Source organism: Microbulbifer salipaludis, from assembly GCF_017303155.1.
Classification (GTDB): Bacteria; Pseudomonadota; Gammaproteobacteria; order Pseudomonadales; family Cellvibrionaceae; genus Microbulbifer; species Microbulbifer salipaludis.
In genome coordinates this window covers 406,784-426,533 of sequence record NZ_JAEKJR010000001.1, presented here as the reverse complement: position 1 = coordinate 426,533, position 19,750 = coordinate 406,784, and the positions used below count along the sequence as shown (strand labels likewise).

At 59.0% G+C, this 19,750-nt stretch carries 16 protein-coding genes; 7 read left to right on the top strand and 9 right to left on the bottom strand.

All coding sequences use genetic code 11. From position 1 onward, the window contains the following. Positions 1-23: 23 nt before the first annotated feature. From yidC to rpmH, 4 genes are read right to left on the bottom strand one after another with little or no spacing between them, the layout of a single operon-like run. Complete coding sequence (gene yidC, locus JF535_RS01715) at positions 24-1,682, bottom strand: membrane protein insertase YidC (protein ID WP_206998328.1); 1,659 nt, start codon at positions 1,680-1,682, stop codon at positions 24-26. Between the two features lie 13 nt (positions 1,683-1,695). After that, entirely contained in the window at positions 1,696-1,959 is a 264-nt protein-coding gene (gene yidD, locus JF535_RS01710) for a membrane protein insertion efficiency factor YidD (RefSeq protein WP_206998326.1), read from the bottom strand. Then, positions 1,956-2,429, bottom strand: a complete 474-nt coding sequence (rnpA, locus tag JF535_RS01705) for a ribonuclease P protein component (RefSeq protein WP_206998325.1) — start codon at positions 2,427-2,429, stop codon at positions 1,956-1,958. Before rnpA ends, yidD begins: the two co-directional genes overlap by 4 nt. A gap of 44 nt (positions 2,430-2,473) precedes the next feature. Continuing rightward, positions 2,474-2,608: a 50S ribosomal protein L34 gene (rpmH, locus tag JF535_RS01700; protein WP_066959759.1), complete on the bottom strand. Its 135-nt coding sequence runs from the start codon at positions 2,606-2,608 to the stop codon at positions 2,474-2,476. Between the two features lie 651 nt (positions 2,609-3,259). On the opposite strand from rpmH, the gene dnaA reads away from it, so the two are divergent. The 4 genes from dnaA to gyrB all read left to right on the top strand — a co-directional run bounded on the left by dnaA (position 3,260) and on the right by gyrB (position 9,896). Next, positions 3,260-4,942: a chromosomal replication initiator protein DnaA gene (dnaA, locus tag JF535_RS01695; protein ID WP_206998322.1), complete on the top strand. Its 1,683-nt coding sequence runs from the start codon at positions 3,260-3,262 to the stop codon at positions 4,940-4,942. A 91-nt stretch (positions 4,943-5,033) separates the two neighbouring features. Beyond that, entirely contained in the window at positions 5,034-6,143 is a 1,110-nt protein-coding gene (gene dnaN / locus JF535_RS01690; protein WP_206998321.1) for a DNA polymerase III subunit beta, read from the top strand. A 146-nt stretch (positions 6,144-6,289) separates the two neighbouring features. After that, positions 6,290-7,390 carry a DNA replication/repair protein RecF gene (gene recF / locus JF535_RS01685; RefSeq protein ID WP_206998319.1) on the top strand — a complete coding sequence of 367 codons (1,101 nt, stop codon included), beginning with the start codon at positions 6,290-6,292 and terminating at the stop codon, positions 7,388-7,390. An 85-nt stretch (positions 7,391-7,475) separates the two neighbouring features. Further along, positions 7,476-9,896, top strand: coding sequence for a DNA topoisomerase (ATP-hydrolyzing) subunit B (gyrB, locus tag JF535_RS01680; RefSeq protein WP_206998317.1), 2,421 nt, complete (start codon positions 7,476-7,478; stop codon positions 9,894-9,896). A gap of 100 nt (positions 9,897-9,996) precedes the next feature. On the opposite strand, the gene JF535_RS01675 is transcribed toward gyrB, so the two are convergent. Beyond that, positions 9,997-10,467 (bottom strand): GNAT family N-acetyltransferase, encoded by a 471-nt coding sequence (locus JF535_RS01675; protein WP_206998315.1) that lies wholly within the window; start codon positions 10,465-10,467, stop codon positions 9,997-9,999. Between the two features lie 203 nt (positions 10,468-10,670). Between JF535_RS01675 and JF535_RS01670 the strand changes: the two genes are divergently transcribed. Continuing rightward, on the top strand, positions 10,671-12,833 hold the full coding sequence (locus tag JF535_RS01670; RefSeq protein ID WP_206998313.1) for a TonB-dependent receptor family protein: 2,163 nt from the start codon (positions 10,671-10,673) through the stop codon (positions 12,831-12,833). Between the two features lie 91 nt (positions 12,834-12,924). Here the strand turns inward: JF535_RS01670 and JF535_RS01665 are convergent, their stop codons facing one another. The 4 genes from JF535_RS01665 to glyQ all read right to left on the bottom strand — a co-directional run bounded on the left by JF535_RS01665 (position 12,925) and on the right by glyQ (position 17,846). After that, the gene (locus JF535_RS01665) at positions 12,925-14,112 is read right to left on the bottom strand and encodes a class I SAM-dependent methyltransferase (protein ID WP_206998311.1); all 1,188 of its coding nucleotides are present in this window, start codon (positions 14,110-14,112) and stop codon (positions 12,925-12,927) included. A gap of 90 nt (positions 14,113-14,202) precedes the next feature. Beyond that, entirely contained in the window at positions 14,203-14,751 is a 549-nt protein-coding gene (gmhB, locus tag JF535_RS01660; RefSeq protein ID WP_206998309.1) for a D-glycero-beta-D-manno-heptose 1,7-bisphosphate 7-phosphatase, read from the bottom strand. A gap of 12 nt (positions 14,752-14,763) precedes the next feature. Continuing rightward, positions 14,764-16,845: a glycine--tRNA ligase subunit beta gene (gene glyS / locus JF535_RS01655; protein WP_206998307.1), complete on the bottom strand. Its 2,082-nt coding sequence runs from the start codon at positions 16,843-16,845 to the stop codon at positions 14,764-14,766. Further along, complete coding sequence (gene glyQ, locus JF535_RS01650) at positions 16,845-17,846, bottom strand: glycine--tRNA ligase subunit alpha (RefSeq protein WP_206998305.1); 1,002 nt, start codon at positions 17,844-17,846, stop codon at positions 16,845-16,847. The genes glyS and glyQ overlap by 1 nt, the downstream gene beginning before the upstream one ends. 208 nt (positions 17,847-18,054) lie before the next feature. On the opposite strand from glyQ, the gene JF535_RS01645 reads away from it, so the two are divergent. Both JF535_RS01645 and JF535_RS01640 read left to right on the top strand, forming a co-directional pair. Beyond that, a complete protein-coding gene (locus tag JF535_RS01645; RefSeq protein WP_206998303.1) occupies positions 18,055-18,942 on the top strand; it encodes a lysophospholipid acyltransferase family protein in 888 nt (295 codons plus the stop codon). Beyond that, positions 18,879-19,745: a CDP-alcohol phosphatidyltransferase family protein gene (locus tag JF535_RS01640; RefSeq protein WP_206998301.1), complete on the top strand. Its 867-nt coding sequence runs from the start codon at positions 18,879-18,881 to the stop codon at positions 19,743-19,745. The genes JF535_RS01645 and JF535_RS01640 overlap by 64 nt, the downstream gene beginning before the upstream one ends. The last annotated feature ends 5 nt before the right edge of the window (positions 19,746-19,750 follow it).

The window sequence follows — 19,750 nt, the reverse complement described above, 5'->3', positions numbered from 1 at the left end:
GGTCTATTGAAATGCAAAGCGGTCTATTTGCTCGCCGCCTCGACCTGCTTGTTGATAAACCAGGTCTGGGCGATGGAGATCAGGTTGTTCGCAATCCAGTACAGCACCAGGCCGGCCGGGAACCACAGGAAGAAGAAGGTCATCATGATTGGCATCAGCTGCATGATCTTCGCCTGGGTTGGATCGGTGGGCTGGGGCTGCAGTTTTTGCATCAGCCACATGGAGGCGCCCATCACCACCGGCAGAATGAAGTAAGGGTCTTTTACCGACAGGTCATGAATCCAGCCGATCCAGGGCGCGTGGCGCAGCTCGACGGTTTCCATCAGCATCCAGTAGAGGCCGATAAAGACCGGCATCTGCAGCAGGATCGGCAGACAGCCACCCACCGGATTGATTTTCTCCCGGCGGTACAGCTTCATGGTTTCTTCCGCCAGCTTCTGGCGGTTGTCTTTGTATTGCTCCTGCAGCTTTTTCATCTGCGGAGCAAACTTGCGCATGCGCGCCATGGATCGCAGGCCGGCCGCCGAGAGTGGATACAGCAGCGCCTTGATGAAGACCGTGAGCAGAATGATGGACCAGCCCCAGTTATCCACGATGTGTTCGTGAATCCAGTTCAGCACGCGGAACATGGGCTTGGCGAGCCACCACAGCCAGCCGTAGTCGACGGTCAGGTCCAGGTAGGGGGAGATCTCTTCCAGGCGATAGACGTCTTTCGGGCCTGCATAGAAGGAGGTGGCAACCGTGCCCTGCTGGCCCGGCTCGATGCGCAGCTGCGGGCTGGTGAAGCCCATGCTGTACAGGCCGTTACCGATCGGCTGCAGGGTAAAGGTATTGCGCTCTTCCTGGTTGGGTACCCAGGCACTGAGGAAGTAGTGCTGCACCATCGCTACCCAGCCACCGGTGATGGATTCGGTGGTCGGCTTCTTGGCGATGTCTTCGAAGTCCTGCTTGTAATAGTTTTCGTCACTGGTGTGCAGCGCCGCACCGAGGAACGGGGCCATACCGATGCCCACATCAACCGGGGGCTCCAGGCTGTCGCGCACGATCTCGCCACAGATACCGGCGAGCAGCGGTTTGCTGCGACCGTTGTCCACCAGGTAGGCAATATCGATCAGGTATTCGCCGCGGGTGAAGGTGAAGCGCTTGGTGAAGCCGATGCCGTTCTGGGTCTGCTTGAGGTCGACGATGAGCGAGTCTTTCCCTTCCTGCAGCGCATATTCGCTGGCGTCGCTGGAGAAGGCAGGGCGACCGGCAGAGCAGTTACCCTGTCCGCCGACCAGGCCGCTTTTGGCGACATAGGTGTGGCTGCGGGTCTGGTTGAGCAGAATCAGTGGTCGGTCGGGCGTATCGATTTTTTCGTAATAGTTACGCAGGGCTACCTTGACGATGTCACCGCCGTTCGGGTCGATCAGCAGGCTCAGGGTATCGGTATCGACGCGGATCAGCTTCGGCTGGGCCGGGGTACCCACCTCGGGCACCGCGCCTTCTGGCAGGTCGCCGGTTGTCGCACCGGCCTGCACCGCGCTGCTGGGCAGCGTTGCGGAATCGGCGGTCTGCTGGTGCACCACGGTTTTCTGGTCGAGGGCTGGGGCGTGCTGCTCTTTGAAAGCATTCCACTGGTAGACCAGTGCCAGGAGTACCGCGGCGATGCCGCCGACCAACGTATAGCGTTGCCAATCCATTATTTCGATAGCCTTATTGCGGTGGCGGGTTCTCGTCGGCCGCCGGGTTTTTCGATTGTGCAGGAGCGGGGGGAACGTGGTCCAGGCCGCCGGGATGCCAAGGGTGGCATTTTATAAGGCGACGCAGGGTTAAATAACCCCCTTTACAGAATCCATGTGTTTTTAATGCATCTTCCGCATAACGGGAGCAGGTCGGATAAAACCGGCACTGGTTGCCAACCCAGGGGCTGGCGATGAGCCGATACAGGTGTATCAGCTTGATGGCCAGCCATTTCATTGCTGGCCCCCTGGTCCCGATGCCTTTGGCGAGCGGTTTCCTTTAGTGCGCTGCTTTTTTCCGCGTTGGGGGCGTGCCCCGCCAGTGTTGTCCGGCTGGGGGTTGCGTGCGCGCTGGTCCAGCTTCCGCCATAGCTTGTCGAAAATCTTCGCTAGGGCGGCGTTATCGAGTTCACCGGCGCCGGCGCGGGCGAGTACTACCGCATCCAGTGGAAACAGGGTGTGTTGTCGCAGGCGAAAGGTCTCGCGGGCAATGCGCTTGATCCGGTTGCGGTCGGTCGCGTTGCGGACGTGTTTTTTTGCGATGACAAGACCGAGCCGGGGATGGCCGAGGTCGTTGGGGCGGGCGAGAATCAGAAACTGGGGTTGCGCGGCACGAACCGGCGCGGAATCAAAAACGGCGCGATACTGCGCCGCATTGAGCAGCCGCAGCGGCTTTGCGAATGCGAAGTCGCTGCGTGGGCACTGCATAATGATTCAGTGGCAAATATAAGGTTGCTCGCGGGGCGGCAATCTTAGGCGCACAGAACCTTACGGCCTTTGGCGCGACGACGAGCCAGAATTTTGCGGCCGTTCTTGGTGGCCATACGGGCACGGAAGCCGTGGTTGCGCTTGCGCTTCAAGTTGCTGGGCTGAAATGTACGTTTCATGGTTTTACTACCTGGAGTTATGTCCCGGAGTTGTGTCCTGGAGTTTGCGTAATTCTTTACCGCTTGCGGCATTAGCCCGTTGCGGCCTGCCCTCGTGGGCATGCTTCGGAGCGGGCTATGCGCTGCGAAGGCGGCGGATTGTATAGAAAGAAGCCAGCCAGCGCAACGGGGCGCGCGCATTCCGTCGGTAAAATGTTGCTCCTGGCGGGGCGTAGTCAGGAGTACGCTGAGAAGGTCCTTCTTCTCTTTATAGAACAACCGGCTTTTGGTCTTTGGCGGGCGTTTTTGTGTTGGCGCGTAACGGGGCAGCAGGGCAAGCGGGTTGATTACCGCGTCATTTGCGCAACCTGTTGTATTGTCGGGACTATCCGAGAGAGTGCACCGGTTTACCCCAAGCTATCCACAGATTGCTGTGGATAAGTGGTGCGCCTGTTGACCCGTCGTTCGGTTAATTTATGCTCAAGTGTTTGATATTACACGGCTTTCCGTGGAAAAAGTTGTCCCCACGGACGGTGTATTTGTGGATAACCTAAGGGGCAGAGGATATACTGTCGCCCTTCTTTTGAGGTGCAGCCCGGTGTTTGGGGGCAGCAATTTGCTGACACACTTTTTGGGCGCAGTCGCACCTTGATTCGTCTTTTAGGGGGTTCCTTGTCTGATTCCGTTTGGAAGCAGTGCGCCGCTTGTTTGCAGGATGAGCTGCCACCGCAGCAATTCAGCACCTGGATTAGGCCGCTGCGCGTCAGTGATGACAGCTCTGAAAATGAGCTGCGTCTGGTGGCGCCCAATCGCTTTATTCTCAACTGGGTAAGCGACAAGTTTCTCGATCGTATTCGCGAGCTGGTGCAACAGTATGCGGGGCGCTCTGTGCCTGTCGAGGTGGTGGCGCTGGATCGCCGCACTTCACGTTTTCGTCGTAACCTGGACCCAGCGGATTCCGCGCCGCAGTACACCGGTTACCAGCGCCCCTCCACAGCGAGTGCACAGCGCACGGCCAGTTCTGCCGGTACCAGTGGCGGCTTTGGGGCGGATGCTGGTGCATCGTCGCCTACACGTAATGCGTCCATGTCGGGCCATGCAGGTGGGTTCGGCGGGACGGCAACTGTGTCGCCGCGCCCCCACGGAGTCGGCAGCGTCCGGACATCACCGGATGCGCATAACCTTGCCGCCGAGGAGGCGAGCGTTGATGCGCTGACGCCGGCCGAGCGCTTGCCTGCGGACCTGCATTCCAGCAGGGAGGTGATGGCTCCCAGTCCACAGGGTGGTGGAGCCAGTGTGCAGCGCAAGGTCGAGGTTGAGGGGGCCATCAAGCACGGGAGCGCCCTCAACCGCGGGTTTACCTTCGCATCGTTTGTAGAGGGCAAGTCCAACCAGCTGGGTCTCGCGGCGGCGCAACAGATCGCGGATAACCCCGGAGGTGCCTACAACCCGTTGTTTATCTATGGTGGTGTAGGCCTGGGCAAGACGCACCTGATGCATGCGGTGGGTAACGCGCTGGTCGATCGCAACCCCAACGCGAAAGTCGTGTATCTCCATTCCGAACGCTTCGTTGCCGATATGGTAAAGGCGCTGCAATTGAATGCGATCAGTGATTTCAAACGCTACTACCGATCGGTGGATGCGTTGCTGATTGATGATATTCAGTTTTTTGCCGGCAAGGAGCGCTCCCAGGAAGAGTTCTTCCATACCTTTAATGCACTGCTGGAGGGTGGTCAGCAGATCATCCTCACCTGCGACCGTTACCCCAAGGAAATTGATGGCCTGGAAGAGCGGCTCAAGTCGCGCTTCGGCTGGGGGTTGACGGTGGCGGTGGAACCGCCGGAACTTGAAACCCGGGTCGCCATTCTGATGAAGAAGGCCGAGCAGGTTGGGGTGGATTTGCCCCACGATTCCGCCTTCTTTATCGCCCAGCGCATCCGCTCGAACGTGCGCGAGCTGGAGGGCGCGCTGCGCCGCGTCATCGCGAATGCGCAGTTCACCGGTCGCCCCATTGACGATATTCTGGTGCGCGAGGCGCTGAAGGATCTGCTCGCGCTGCAGGATCGCCTCGTGAGTGTGGATAATATCCAGCGCGTGGTGGCGGAGTACTACAAGATCAAAGTGGCGGACCTGCTGTCCAAGCGTCGCAGCCGTTCGGTAGCCCGTCCACGGCAGGTGGCCATGTCACTGGCGAAGGAGTTGACCAATCACAGCCTGCCGGAGATTGGCGATGCGTTTGGCGGGCGCGACCATACCACGGTGCTGCACGCCTGCCGCAAGATCAAGGAGCTGCAGGAGTCGGATGGGGATATCCGTGAGGATGTACGTTTGCTGACCCGCTCGCTGACTACCTGAAGTAATTGATATTAAAAGATTTTTTTGCAGTACCGGGTTTCCCTGTGCCGCGTAGAACAAGAATGACCTAACTGAGATCAAGGCAATAATTATGAAATTCAGCGTAAGCCGCGATGCCCTGGTAAAGCCACTGCAATTGGTGGCCGGAGTGGTAGAGAAGCGTCAGACACTGCCAGTGCTGGCAAATGTTCTGATGCAGCTGCAGGGGCAGGAGCTATCCCTTACCGGTACGGATCTCGAGGTAGAGATCGTAGGTCGCCTGCAGCTCGAGCAGCCCGCCGAACTGGAAGGCGAAGTTACTGTACCTGCGCGCAAGCTGCTGGATATCTGTCGCTCTCTGCCCGACGGCTCCGAGCTCAAGTTTGAGCGGGATGGTGAGCGCCTGATACTGCGCAGTGGCCGCAGCCGCTTCCAGCTGTCGACGCTGCCCGCCAGTGACTTTCCCAACCAGGAAGAAACCACCGCGCAGAGCCGCTTCACGATTTCCCAGCGTGAAATTCGTCGCCTGATCGAAGCCACCGGGTTTGCCATGGCCCAGCAGGACGTGCGCTATTATCTGAACGGCCTGCTGCTGGAGTGCCGGCCGCAACAGCTGCGCGCCGTGGCCACCGACGGCCACCGCCTGGCCCTGTGTGACCGCGATGCACCAGGCCTCAATGTTGAGAGCCCGGTGCAGGCCATTGTGCCGCGCAAGGGTGTGCTGGAGTTGGGCAGGCTGCTCGAGGATACCGACGCGAGTGCGGAAGTGGTGCTGGGTAATAACCATATCCGCGTCAATAGCGGTCCCTTTACCTTCACGTCCAAGCTGGTGGATGGCAAGTTCCCGGATTATGAGCGCGTTCTGCCACGGGGTACCGGCAACGAAGTGTTTGCCGATCGTCTCGCCCTGCGTCAGGCATTCCAGCGCGCCGCGATTCTGTCCAATGAAAAGTATCGCGGCGTACGTTTACAGCTGTCTGAGGGGCTGCTGCAGATCGTAGCGAATAACCCCGAGCAGGAAGAGGCGGAAGAGCAGCTGGTGGTGGATTACCACGGGGATCCCCTGGAGATCGGATTCAACGTGGGCTACCTGCTGGACGTAACCGCAGCCATTCACAGTGACCAGATTCGAATCGGCCTCGGCGATGCCAACAGCAGCGCGCTGTTGCAGCAGCCGGAAGAGGGTGATTCTGTGTATGTGATCATGCCGATGCGCCTGTAATCAGTGGGATTCTGATTCACGCAGGCGTTTGGGGCATATGCTTTGAATTCTTACATGCTCAGTGTTTGGCGATTGATTGAGGCCGTCACCCCATTGGGGTGGCGGTCTTTTCGTATGGGCGATTTGCTCGTGGCGGGGTGCCTGTTTTGGCGTTGACCCGTTTGGCGCTCAGGAGTTTTCGTAATATCGCCCAGGCGGATCTCTCGCTCGGTGCGACGGTGGTCTTGTTTTGCGGTGCTAACGGTAGCGGTAAGACATCGTTACTGGAGGCGGTGCATATGCTGGGCACCGGCCGCTCTTTTCGGTCGCGGCAGAGCCAGGGTGTCATTCAGTACGAGAGTGAGGCTCTTACGGTGTTTGGTCGCCTGCACGGCGGCCGTACGCTAGGGGTTGAGAAGCGGCGCGACGGTCAGGGCCGTATTCGCGTTAACCAGACCGCGGCGGAGAGCAGTTCACAACTGGCGGCGTGCCTGCCGCTGCAGGTCATTGATAGTGAGAGCTTTGCGGCACTGGACGGCGGCCCTGGCGTGCGCAGGCAGCTATTGGACTGGACAGTGTTCCACGTGGAACATTCCTTTGCGGGGCACTGGAAGGCTTATCAAAGCGCCCTAAAGCAGCGCAATGCACTGCTTCGTCGTGGTAAAATCGACTCCAAATTGCTGGCGCCCTGGGAGCTGCAGCTGGTCCGCAGTGGGGAAATTGTGGATGCATTGCGCCGGACGGTTTTCGAGAAACTGTACGGCCTGTTTATGGAGCGTCTGAGTGACTTGCCGGCGGCGGTATTTGGCGATCTTGATATCCATTACCGTGGTGGTTGGAAAAAAGATTTGTCGCTGCGCGAGGCGCTGGATGCCGGTCTGGAAGGGGATCTTTCCCAGGGGTTTACTCGGGTAGGTCCGCACCGAGCTGATATCCGCTTTGTGATTCACGGTCAGCCCGCGCATCTGGTTCTGTCTCGGGGCCAGCAGAAAATGGCGGTGTGCGCTCTCAGGACGGCTATGGCCGCAGCCGTAGACGGTACGCAGCGCCCGGTGTTTCTGGTGGATGACCTTCCATCAGAGCTTGATGCGAACAATCAGGCGCTGTTTGCCCGCTGGATCAGCGGATGTGCTAGTCAGGTGCTGGTTACCGGGATTGATCACGCGGTCACTGCGCAACCCTGGCTAGGGCTGCCGGCTCCCTGGTGTGAGCCCAAGATGTTCCACGTGGAACATGGCACGGTGCGCGAAGCAGAGATCGAGCCTTGAAAACCCTTGGCTCGCGGTCATAGAAAAATTTCATACTCAGAAGAGAAGGCCTGGCGATCAGCGTCGGCGTTAATGGAGCAACAGAATGTCGCAAGAGAATAATTACGATTCCAGTAGCATCAAGGTACTTAAAGGCCTGGATGCGGTGCGCAAGCGCCCGGGAATGTATATCGGCGATACGGATGATGGTACAGGCCTGCACCACATGGTTTTTGAGGTGGTGGATAACTCGATTGATGAGGCACTGGCGGGCCATTGCGACGAAATCCGCGTGACCATTCATCCTGACGAGTCCGTCAGTGTTTCCGATAACGGCCGCGGCATTCCCACAGAGATACATGAAGAAGAGGGCGTATCCGCTGCCGAAGTCATCATGACCGTTCTCCATGCCGGGGGTAAGTTCGATGACAATACCTACAAGGTCTCCGGTGGCCTCCACGGCGTTGGTGTTTCCGTGGTGAATGCCCTGTCGGAAGAGTTGAAACTCACCATCCGTCGCGGTGGCAAGATTCACGAGCAGATCTACCGCCATGGCGTACCAGATGCTCCCCTGGCTATCGTTGGTGACACCGAGACCAGCGGTACGGCCGTGCACTTCAAGCCATCCGCCGACACTTTCACCAACATCGAGTTTCATTTCGAGCAGCTCGCCAAGCGACTGCGGGAACTGTCGTTCCTGAATTCCGGCGTGCGGATCGTGCTGCGTGACGAGCGCTCCGGTAAGGAAGAAGTGTACGAGTACGAGGGCGGCCTGCGGGCGTTTGTTGAATTCCTCAACCAGAACAAGACGCCGATCAACAAGGTTCTGCACTTCCAGAACCAGCGTGAAGACGGAATCGCCGTCGAGGTTGCCCTGCAGTGGAACGACTCCTTCCAGGAGAACATTTACTGCTACACCAACAATATTCCCCAGCGCGACGGTGGTACCCACCTGGCCGGCTTCCGCGCGGCACTGACCCGAGGCCTCAATAACTACATTGAAAAAGAGGGCGTTGGCAAAAAAGATAAGGTCAGCACCACCGGTGACGATGCGCGCGAAGGCCTGACCGCGATTATTTCCGTCAAGGTCCCGGACCCAAAGTTTTCCTCCCAGACCAAGGACAAGCTCGTTTCCTCCGAAGTGAAGCCGGCCGTCGAACAGGAGATGGGCCAGTCTTTCAATGACTACCTGCTGGAAAACCCCCAGGAAGCCAAAGCGGTGGTCGGCAAGATGATCGACGCAGCGCGCGCCCGGGAAGCGGCACGCAAGGCCCGTGAGATGACTCGCCGCAAAGGCGCGCTGGATATCGCCGGCCTGCCGGGCAAACTGGCGGACTGCCAGCAAAAAGACCCCGCACTGTCTGAAATCTACCTGGTGGAGGGTGACTCCGCCGGTGGCTCGGCAAAGCAGGGGCGTGACCGTCGTACCCAGGCAATCCTGCCGTTGAAGGGTAAGATTCTCAACGTCGAGAAGGCGCGTTTCGACAAGATGCTGTCCAGTGCGGAAGTCGGCACCCTGATTACCGCTCTGGGTTGCGGTATCGGCAAGAGCGAATTCAACCCGGACAAGCTGCGCTATCACTCCATCATTATCATGACGGACGCCGACGTGGATGGTGCGCACATCCGTACCCTGTTGCTCACCTTCTTCTTCCGTCAAATGCCGGAGCTGATCGAGCGCGGGCACATCTTTATCGCCCAGCCGCCCCTGTACAAGATCGGCAAGGGCAAGCAGGAGCAATACCTCAAAGATGAGGCGGCATTGACCCAGTTCCTCACCAATGCTGCGCTGGAGAGCGCCACCCTGTACGTGAATCCGGAAGCCCCGGGCCTGTCCGGTACCGCACTGGAATCCCTGGTGAAAGAGTACCGGGCGGTCATGGCAACCATTGACCGTCTGTCTCGCCTGTACCCGAAAGAAGTCCTGCAGAGCATGGTCTACCTGCCGACCCTGAAGCCGGAAGACCTGCAGTCGCAAGAAACCGTGACCGATTGGGCGCAGAAGCTGCACACACTGCTCGAGGAGCAGGGTGAGGGCGGTGGCCGCCGTCATGTGGTGACGGCTTCCGAAGACAGTGAGCGCAACCTGTTCCTGCCCGCCATCGATATCGTGGCGCACGGGGTAAGCAGCCGCTATACCGTCAGTCACGAATTCTTTGAATCTGCTGAATACCGCGCCATCTGCCAGCTGGGCGAAAAAATGCAGGACCTTCTCGAGGAAGGTGCTTACATTCAGCGGGGAGAGAAGCAGCAACCGGTAACCAGTTTCCCGGAGGCGCTTGCCTGGTTGATGAATGAAAGTCGCCGCGGCTACAGTATCCAGCGCTATAAAGGTCTGGGTGAAATGAACCCGGAGCAGCTTTGGGATACCACCATGAACCCGGAAACTCGCCGTATGTTGCAGGTAACCGTGGAAGATGCGATTGCCGCCGACCAGATCTTTACCACGCTGATGGGCGACCAGGTGGAGCCACGCCGGGAGTTTATCGAGAGCAACGCCCTCTCAGTGGAAAACCTCGACGTGTAAACAATTCCGCTAACTAAAAAAAAGCCCGCCTGGTGTATATCAGGCGGGCTTTTTTGTCTGGCCCTGTGTGTGAGATTCCAGCCCACCACCACAGCGGTGGTCAGGCAACACGGCAGTGCATGGTGATTTCCTCCTGACCGGCGGCCGCGTTGAACACTCGCTCTGCCTCCTGAAAGCCGTGTTGCTGCAGAAAGTAGCGGCCGTGCAGATTCTCTTCCAGTACCAGGGTTTCCAGCTGAATGCGGCCAAACTTGGCCTGCGCCATCAACTCGCTACCGACACCGTGCCCCTGTTCCCCTGGCGACACAAAGATCGTATCCACCCGACGGTTCTCGGTGACGGTGACCAGCCCCTCCGGCGTATCCGACCCGGCCCGGGTGTAGACCCAGTGAGTACTCACTCCGAGATCCCGTTGCCCCCCCAGCCTGCATTGCGCGTTCAGTCGCCGCCGCATGGCGCGCCCGGGCTCAGACCAGTAGCGCACCGGCAGGCTCGGGTGGTTGGTACAGGCCACATAGAGCCATAGCTGCAGTAAACGCTCGATATCCGATTCCTGTATCGGTCTCAACATAGTTACTCCGAGTTCCGACGGATGTAACAGCCCATAGTAGGCTCCGGCGCGTGCCGTGCAAAACCAGCACTGGGCCGCCGTGAGCGAAGAAAAATAACAAAATTTCGCCAGAAAAAACGCCCGGGCTGCTGACAAGGATCAACAGGCAAACTATAATCATTCTCATTAAAAATACCGATGTCACTTATGGTCAAGGAGACCCAATGACCCGCTTTCTTCTCACCCCGCTTTCCGTTGCCATGCTCGCTGGATTCGGTGTCAACGCCGTTGCCTCGGAAAATCAGGAGCCGCTGGAGACAATTTCTGTACTGGGGAACAGTGAAGCACTGCATAAACTGCCCGGCTCTGCGCACCTGGTGAGTGCCGAAGAACTGGAGCAGTTCGAGTTTGTGGATATCAACCGCATGATGCGCGCGGTACCGGGCGTATATCTGCGCGAGGAAGACGGTTACGGGCTGCGTCCGAACATCGGTATTCGCGGTGCCGATGGCGGCCGCTCGGGCAAGATTTCACTGATGGAAGATGGCGTACTGGTAGCTCCAGCACCTTATTCCGCACCGGAAGCCTACTACTTCCCGACCGCAGGCAGGCTGCACAGCATCGAAGTACTCAAGGGCCCCGGCACCCTGAAATACGGCCCGTTTACCGTGGGCGGTGCGGTGAATATGATCAGCACGCCTATACCGAATGAGACCACCGGCAAGGTGCAACTGGAAGCCGGCGAATTTGGCGAGAACCGTCTGCATACCTATTTTGGTGGCACCACCGATACCACGGGCTGGCTAGTGGAAACCCACCAGCAGCAGGCGGATGGCTTCCGCAAAATCGACCGCGCCGGTAGCGCCGACATTGCTAAAGAAGACTACCTGCTGAAAGGGCGTTTGAACTCTGCCGAGGGCGCGGCCTTTGCACAGCAGCTGGATGTGAAGCTGCAGTACTCGGAAGAAGAGTCCGGTATGAGCTACCTCGGGCTCACCGATGCTGACTTTGCCGCGGACCCCAATCGCCGTTACGGCATCAGCGCCCTGGATGAAATGCGCAATCGCCACAGCACCCTGCAGCTCAACCACAGCATCGCCCTGAGTGACGACTTCAGCCTCAATACCCAGGCCTACTACAACAAGTTCAAGCGCGACTGGTTCAAGGTCAGCCTGGGCGAACTCCTTGCCGATGCCAACATGGGGGATGCCGATGCGCAGGCCATTCTCGATGGTGCAATGGATGCTGAATTCGGCATCAAGCATAACAACCGCAATTATGTCTCGCGCGGTGTGCAAGTGAGCGCTAACTGGCAGCTGCAAACCGGCACCGTGCAACACGATCTGGAGATTGGTGTACGCCGCCACTGGGATGAAGTCGACCGTTTCCAGCCGGTGGAAAACTACCGTCAGATTAACGGCGAACTGGTGTACCAGGACACCACCGACCCCAGCTCCAGCAACAACCGTATTGAGGATGCCACGGCCAATTCCCTGTTTGTTTACGACCAGATCCAGCTGGGGGAAAAACTGGCGCTCACCGCCAGCCTCCGTTACGAGGATGTAGAAACCGCACAACAGCGCTACAACGATGTGGATCGCCGTGAAAAGGGCAGCAGCCGCAGCAACAGCGTAAACGAATGGTTGCCCGGCCTGGGTGCCACTTACGCGGTGAGCAACGCAGTGACCCTGCTGGCCGGTGTGCACCGTGGTTTTGCGCCTCCCGGGGGCGGCTCCAGCGAGGGCGAGGCAGGCGATCTGTCCACCAACTACGAGTGGGGCGCACGTTTTGATAACGGCGACCTGCGTGCGGAGCTTATAGCCTTCTACAGCGATTACGAAAATGCGGTGCAGAACTGCTCCGTGGCTGTACCCTGTGCCAATGGTGAAGACAGCGGTAACTACGCCCTGGGCGAATCCGACATTCGCGGTGTGGAAGCGCTTGTTGCCACCGAGTGGTCCATTGCCAATGGCTGGCTGATTCCACTGAGTGCCAGTTACACCTGGACCGAGGCTGAAATCTCCCGCAGTAACTTCGATGGCTCCCTGCAGAAGGGCGACAACTTTGCCTACCTGCCGGAAAATGTCTTTGCCATCACCACCGGTATCGACAGCGGCGCCGCATGGCGTATCAACGTGACCGCCGCCTACCAGGATGAGATGTGTGTGAATAATCTGTGTAATCGCGGTACCAGCGACAAGTTCGATGTTACCGAGTCTCTGTGGGTGATGGATGCCGCGGCGCATTACGAGTTCAGTGACGATCTCGCCGGTTATCTGAAAGTGGATAACCTGCTGGATGAACAGGCGATCATCAACCGCGCTCCGGACGGCGCCCGCGCCAACCGCCCGCGCACCGCTTCTGTGGGTATTACCTATCAGTTCTGATTTCGCGGAAACTGCCTAGCAAAAAAAACCCGGCTTTAATTGCCGGGTTTTTTATGGCTGAAGTTGTCGCTTCGGCGACAAACGAGTGGTTTTACTGCTGGGTTCCGGACAGGTGCACAAAGTGTGCCTTCAGATAACGGGTCTCCGGAATAGCCGGATGCACCGGATGGTCTGCACCCTGGCCGCCACTGCCGATAATACTGATGGACTTGTCCAGGTGACGACCGGCACCGCGCAGGATCTCCAGCAGCGTGTCCGACTCCAGGTGCATGGAGCAGGACGCACTCACCAGCAAGCCGTTCTTTTCCAGCAGGCGCAGCGCCAGTTCGTTGATGTGCCGATACGCCGATTCCCCCGCCTTCTGATCCTTGCGCCGTTTGATAAACGCCGGTGGATCCAGCACGATGGCATCGTAGCGATGACCCTCCGCGATCAACTCTTTCATGGCGTCCACCGCCTTGCCCTGAATCGTGATCAGGTCGTCCTGCCGACGGTTCAGGGTCGCATTCTCCTCACACCAGTCCAGCGCCTGACCGGAGGCATCCACGCAGGTGACCTCACTGGCGCCGTAAGCGAGCGCTTGCACACCCCAGCCACCGGCGTAAGAGAACAGGTCCAATACCTTGCGTCCCTTCACCCATTGGTTCAGGCGCGCGCGATTATCCCGATGATCATAGAACCACCCGGTTTTCTGCCCTGCATAAACCGGTGCCAGCAGCGGTACGCCGTTTTCCTCGAATGGTGCCATCTCGGGCACTTCACCGTGTACCACCTCGCTCAGCGCCGGCAGCTCTTCCACCTTGCGGCCCTGATGATCGTTGCGCAGCAGAATCCCCGCCGGCTTGAGAAGTGCAATCAGGCCGTCAACGATGTCCGGTAACAGGTTCTCCATGCCCCAGCTGCTGACCTGCACCACCAGGTAATCTCCAAAGCGATCCACCACCAGGCCCGGCAGGCCATCGGAATCGCCGTACACCATGCGGTAGCTCGGGTGTGGGAAATAGCGCTCGCGCAGGGCGAGTGCGGATTCCAGCCGTCGCTTGAGAAGCTTGGCGGTGAGGGGGCCCTTGCGCGAAACCAGTCGTCCGCAGATCAGCTGGTTGGGGTTCACCAGCGCATGGCCCAGGCTCTTACCTTTACTATCCAGAATCTCGCACTGACTGCCGGGCGCGAGTCCTTTCAACGGGCTGCGCCCGGTATCGACTTCGTTGCTGTAAATCCACAGGTGGCCGAGTTTCAGGCGACGTTCGGCACGGGGGTTCAAAATCAATTGTTGCACGGTTGAGCTCCGGGAATGAGTGGGTGCGTCCTGCGCGGCCGCATACAGCGTGCGGTGTCAGGGGATAGCTAAGAAAGGAAAGCGATACTGTTATTGCAGCACAAAGTCCGCAAAGTGAGCGAGGTCCGCAAACACCGCCGTGGCGGCCAGTTGCGGTTCGGGGTTTGAGAGCAGTGAGGCAAGGGTGTGCTGGCCTCTCCCGGTTTGCACCAGAATCGGCTTGCAGCCCTTGGCGATGGCACATTCGAGATCTTTGCGCTGGTCGCCGACAAAATAACAGTCGTGTAAACTGGTATCGAATTCCGCTTCGATGGCATCCAGCAAGCCCGTGTTGGGTTTTCGGCAGCGGCAGTTGTCCTCGTCGCTGTGGGGGCAGTAGAAAATACCGGCCACTTCGCCGCCGGCATCCTCCACCAGTGCACGCAGTTTGGCGTGCATGGCTTCGAGGTCATCGAGATCAAACAGGCCGCGGGCAAGGCCGCTCTGGTTGGTGGCGATCACCAGTTGGTGGCCCGCCCGGCTGAGCTGCGCCATGGCCTCGATCGCCCCCGGCAGGGGGATCCACTGGTCGACGCTGGTTACATGATCATCGGGCTGATGATTGATGACCCCGTCGCGGTCGAGAACAATGATGGCCATGACGCTTGCTCGTTACTTGGCGGGCGCCAGCAGGGAAATATCTGCCGCTTCGAGAAACAGTGCGCGCAACTGGCCCAGCAGGGCCAGGCGGTTATTGCGCAGCTGTTCGTCGTCGGCCATAACCATCACACCGTCGAAGAAATTGTCCACGGTTTCACGCAGCCCGGACAGGCCCGCCAGACCTTCTTCGAATCGCGCCGCAGCATACAGCGGTGCCACGTGCTCTTCTGCATCGCGAATGGCCAGATACAGGGCTTTTTCGGCGTCTTCCTCCAGCAGCGACTGGTCGACTTCGCTCGGAGCCGGGCCGTCCAGTTTGGCGAGGATATTGGATACCCGCTTGTTGGCCGCCGCCAGCGCTTCCGCTTCCGGCAGCTGGCTGAAGCTGTGCACGGCTTTTACCCGGTTATCAATATCCAGCGGGCGCGACAGTTTGCGCGCAGACACGGCCAGGAATACTTCGGCCTTGATGCCGGCGTCTTCGTAGCGCGCGCGGAAACGCTCGATCATATACGCCAGTGTCTGGTCGACCACGGTGTCGTGCTCGGCCAGTGCTGTGCGCGGGTAACCGTCGCGGGCCAGGGTCAGCAGCTCACGCAGGTCCAGGTCGATATTCTTTTCCACCAGAATGCGCAGTACGCCGAGGCTGGCGCGACGCAGTGCGAAGGGATCGCGGGAGCCGCTAGGTGGCTGGCCGATACCGAAAATACCGACCAAAGTATCGATGCGATCGGCGAGCGCGATGATGGTGCCGGTTTCACTCACCGGCAGTGCATCGCCGGCAAACTTCGGCATGTACTGCTCGTACATGGCCTTGGCCACGTCCAGTGGTTCGCCATCATTTTCTGCATAGTAGTAACCGGCAATGCCCTGCATGTCCGCAAACTCGAACACCATTTCGGTGACCAGGTCGGACTTGCACAGTTGTGCCGCGCGCTGTGCCAGCGCGGAATCGCCGCTGATCTTTTCGGCAATGGCAGCGGCCAGCTTGGCGAGGCGCTCGGTCTTGTCGTACACGGTCCCCAGCTTTTGCTGGAATACGATGGACTTGAGCTTTTCCCGGCGCGCTTCGAGACTGGTTTTTTTGTCGGTCTCGAAGAAGAAAGCGGCATCGGAAAGGCGAGGGCGGATCACCCGCTCGTTGCCCTCGATCACCTGCTTGGCATCTTTGCTTTCAATATTGGAAACGGTAATGAAAAACGGCATTAGCTTGCCGTCGGCGTCCACCACGTGGAAATACTTCTGGTGCTCCTTCATCGAAGAGATGAGGGCCTCGGCCGGTACTTCCAGAAAGCGCTTTTCGAAACGGCCAGTGAGTGCCACCGGCCATTCCACCAGCGCGGTCACTTCATTCAGCAGGTCGTCGTCGATAACGGCTTCACCGTTGACGTTATTGGCTTCTGCCTGCACCTGCTCGCGAATCATTTCGCGGCGCTCGGCAAAGTCCACAACCACATAACCGGGATCGCGCAGTTGCTGCACATAGTCGTTGGGCGAGGCTACGGTCAGTATGCGATTGCAGTGAAAGCGGTGGCCGCGTGTGGCATTGCCAGCCTTCAGACCAAGTACTTGTGTATCCACCACGTCGTTGCCAAACAGCATGACCAGCCAGTGCACCGGACGCACGAATTCTTCCTTGCGTGCGCCCCAGCGCATACGCTTGGGTATGGGCAACTGCGCCAGCGAGCGCGCGACGATATCGCCCAGCAGGTTGCGGGTGGCTTCCCCTTTCTGCTCGCTGATAAATGCCAGGCGCTCGCCTTTGTCCGTCTGCACTCGTGCCAGTTCGTCGACGCTGACACCGGCACCGCGCGCGAAGCCCTGTGCCGCCTTGGTGGGGTTGCCGTCTTTATCAAACGCCGCGGCAACCGCCGGGCCGTGCTTTTCGACCTGCTTGTCCTGTTGCTGCTCGGCCAAATCGCTTACCGCAACCGCGAGGCGGCGCGGGCTGGCGTAGGCTTTTACCGAACCATAGGCGAGTTCGGCGTCTCGCAGGCCCTGTTCAATACCGTCCGCGAAGGCCTGCATCAACGTGTGCAGTGCTTTGGGGGGCAGCTCTTCGGTGCCCAGCTCAACCAGAAAATCCTGAGCCATTACTTCTTCTCCTTCTTCGCTTTGGCCTTGTTATCGGCCTTCTCTGCCTGTGCCAGGACTTCGTTGCGCAGTTGCTCGTCGGCCATCGGGAAGCCGAGCGCTTTGCGCGCGTCGAAATAGGCCTGGGCCACGGCGCGCGCCAGGGTGCGAACGCGCAGAATGAAACGCTGCCGCTCGGTGACGGAGATGGCGTGGCGGGCGTCCAGCAGATTGAATGCGTGCGAGGCCTTCATCACTTGCTCGTAGGCAGGCAGTGGCAGGCCGAGGTCGATCAGACGCTGGCTGTCGCGCTCGCAGTGATCGAAGGTGGCGAACAGGAATTCCACATCCGCGTGTTCGAAGTTGTAGTGCGACATCTCCACCTCGTTCTGGTGGAATACATCGCCGTAGGTGACCGGTGTGCCATCCGCGTTGCGGGTCCACACCAGGTCATAAATGGATTCGACCCCCTGCAGGTACATGGCAATACGCTCGATGCCGTAGGTGATCTCGCCGGTGACCGGGTAACACTCCAGGCCGCCCACCTGCTGGAAGTAGGTAAACTGGGTGACCTCCATGCCGTTCAGCCACACTTCCCAGCCCAGTCCCCAGGCACCCAGGGTGGGGGATTCCCAGTTGTCTTCCACAAAGCGGATATCGTGCACCGCCGGATCGATGCCGAGGGCGCGCAGGCTATCCAGGTAGAGTTCCTGGATATTGCTCGGTGATGGCTTCATCACCACCTGATACTGATAGTAGTGCTGCAGGCGATTGGGGTTTTCCCCGTAGCGGCCATCCGTAGGGCGGCGGCAGGGCTGAACATAGGCCGCGTTCCAGGTTTCCGGGCCGATGGCGCGCAGGAAGGTGGCGGGGTGGAAGGTGCCGGCGCCCACTTCCATATCCAGAGGCTGTAGAATGACGCACCCCTGGCGCGCCCAGTATTCCTGCAGGGTGAAAATCAGTCCCTGGAAGGTGCTCAGGTCCTGCGCGGGGGCAGAACCGCTGGTTTGTTGCTCGGACACCACAATCTCCGGTTTCAGCTGGGTCGAATAGACAAGGGGCGCAATTATAGCGGCCCGCGGTGGTGCGCTAAACAGCGGGCAGAGAATTGATGCCCACAAAAGGGCCATACTCTAACAATTTGGACCCGCGGGGTGCCCCGGTGGGCTCCGTTGGCGTTTTGAACAGGTAAAAACGGAGCCGTGGCTCCGCGAAGAAGGATGTAACGGGTTGGATATCAAAGGGCATTTGTCAGCGGGTGCGTTGAAGCTGATTGGCAGTCTGCCGCTTAATTGGTCGCGGCGCCTGGGGCAATGGGTGGGACACGCCGCGGTGGCGGCCCATGGCGATGGCCTGCGTGTCAGCAAGATCAATCTGGCGCGCTGCTTTCCGGAGATGGCGGAAAAGGAGCGCAACCGGTTGGCGCGCAACAGTGTGGTCAATACGGTGACCACCGGTTTCGAAATGGCCACCCTCTGGCGCCAGCCCTGGAATCTGGCGGAAGACCGGATTATCCGCATACGCAACCAGCAGTTACTCACCGGTGGCGTGGATGCGGGGCGCGGCGTGCTGGTGCTGGCGCCGCACATCGGCAACTGGGAGATTTTTGGCCAGTACCTGGCCACCGTTGGCCCCACCACCAGCCTGTATGCACCTCCCAAAATTGCCGCGCTGGATCCCCTGATCCGCGAAGGGCGCGAGAAAACCGGTGCCCAGCTGGTGCCCACCAATATGCGCGGTGTGCGCGCGCTGCTGAAAGCACTGAAGGATGGCGGCATCGTCGGTGTGCTGCCAGACCAGGAGCCGGACCTGTCCGGGGGTGAGTTCGCGCCGTTTTTTGGCCACCCGACCCTCACCATGACACTGGCCTACAACCTCATCCAGCGCACCGGCTGCAAGGTGGTCTTCGGCTTTGCCAAGCGGGTAGCCGACGGCTTCGAGCTGGTTCTGTTGCCGGCGGAGCAGGCGATTTACAGCGAAGAGGTCACGGTTTCCCTCGCCGCCCTCAATCGCGGCGTTGAAGCCTGTATTGCCGAAGCACCGGAGCAATACCAGTGGGAATACAAGCGCTTCCGCCGCATTCCCGGAGGCAAAAGCGGGATTTATCGCAAGCGTTGAAGCCCCGGGCGCCGGCACCAGATCGGCAAACGGGCGTCGTCATACGGCGCGCAATACCACAGCAAATCGTCCGTGCTGACCAGTGGCTGTGGATAGACTATGTTTGTAGCGCGGTTATCTTTTCGACCCGCATCGCCAGCAAATTTCAGCGCGCCCGCACCATGAACATCAACCCGAACCCCGACGAGAGCGAGGAACAACCCCAACCGGCATCTCGCTGGCGTCACCTGCCGAACCTGCTCTCGGTAAGCCGCATCCTGCTGGTGCCGGTTATCGTATGGCTCTCGCTGAATCAGGAACATTTGTGGGCGCTGGTGTTGTTCGGTGTTGCTGCAACCACTGATTTTCTCGACGGTTATCTGGCCAGTCGGTTTGGCTGGCAGAGTTACCTTGGATCCCTTCTCGATCCGGTTGCCGACCGGGTTTTCGTGCTGTGCCTGATTCCGCTGCTGTGGTACTTCGATGCCATAGGTCCGCTGTACACCGTATTGATTGTGTTTCGCTACTTGGTGCAGCTGAGTGTTCTGCCGGTGTTTTTGTTGTGGCTGAAAAGACCGATCAATGTGGTGCCGGATGGTGCGACAAAATTTGCCGCGCTGATCGTATTTCTGGTGCTGGGAATGGGTTTTGTCGACTTGTGGATCATCGAACTGCTGGATGAAAGCACGGGCGCCGATGAAATTTTTGAACGCACGCTGGGGGCATTGACCTTTATCGGCTGCCTTTCAGAACTGTGGGTGCTGTATAAATTCTTACCGCGCTATTGGAAAGTGATTCGACAGGAATACGATCGCTTCCATTGACGCCG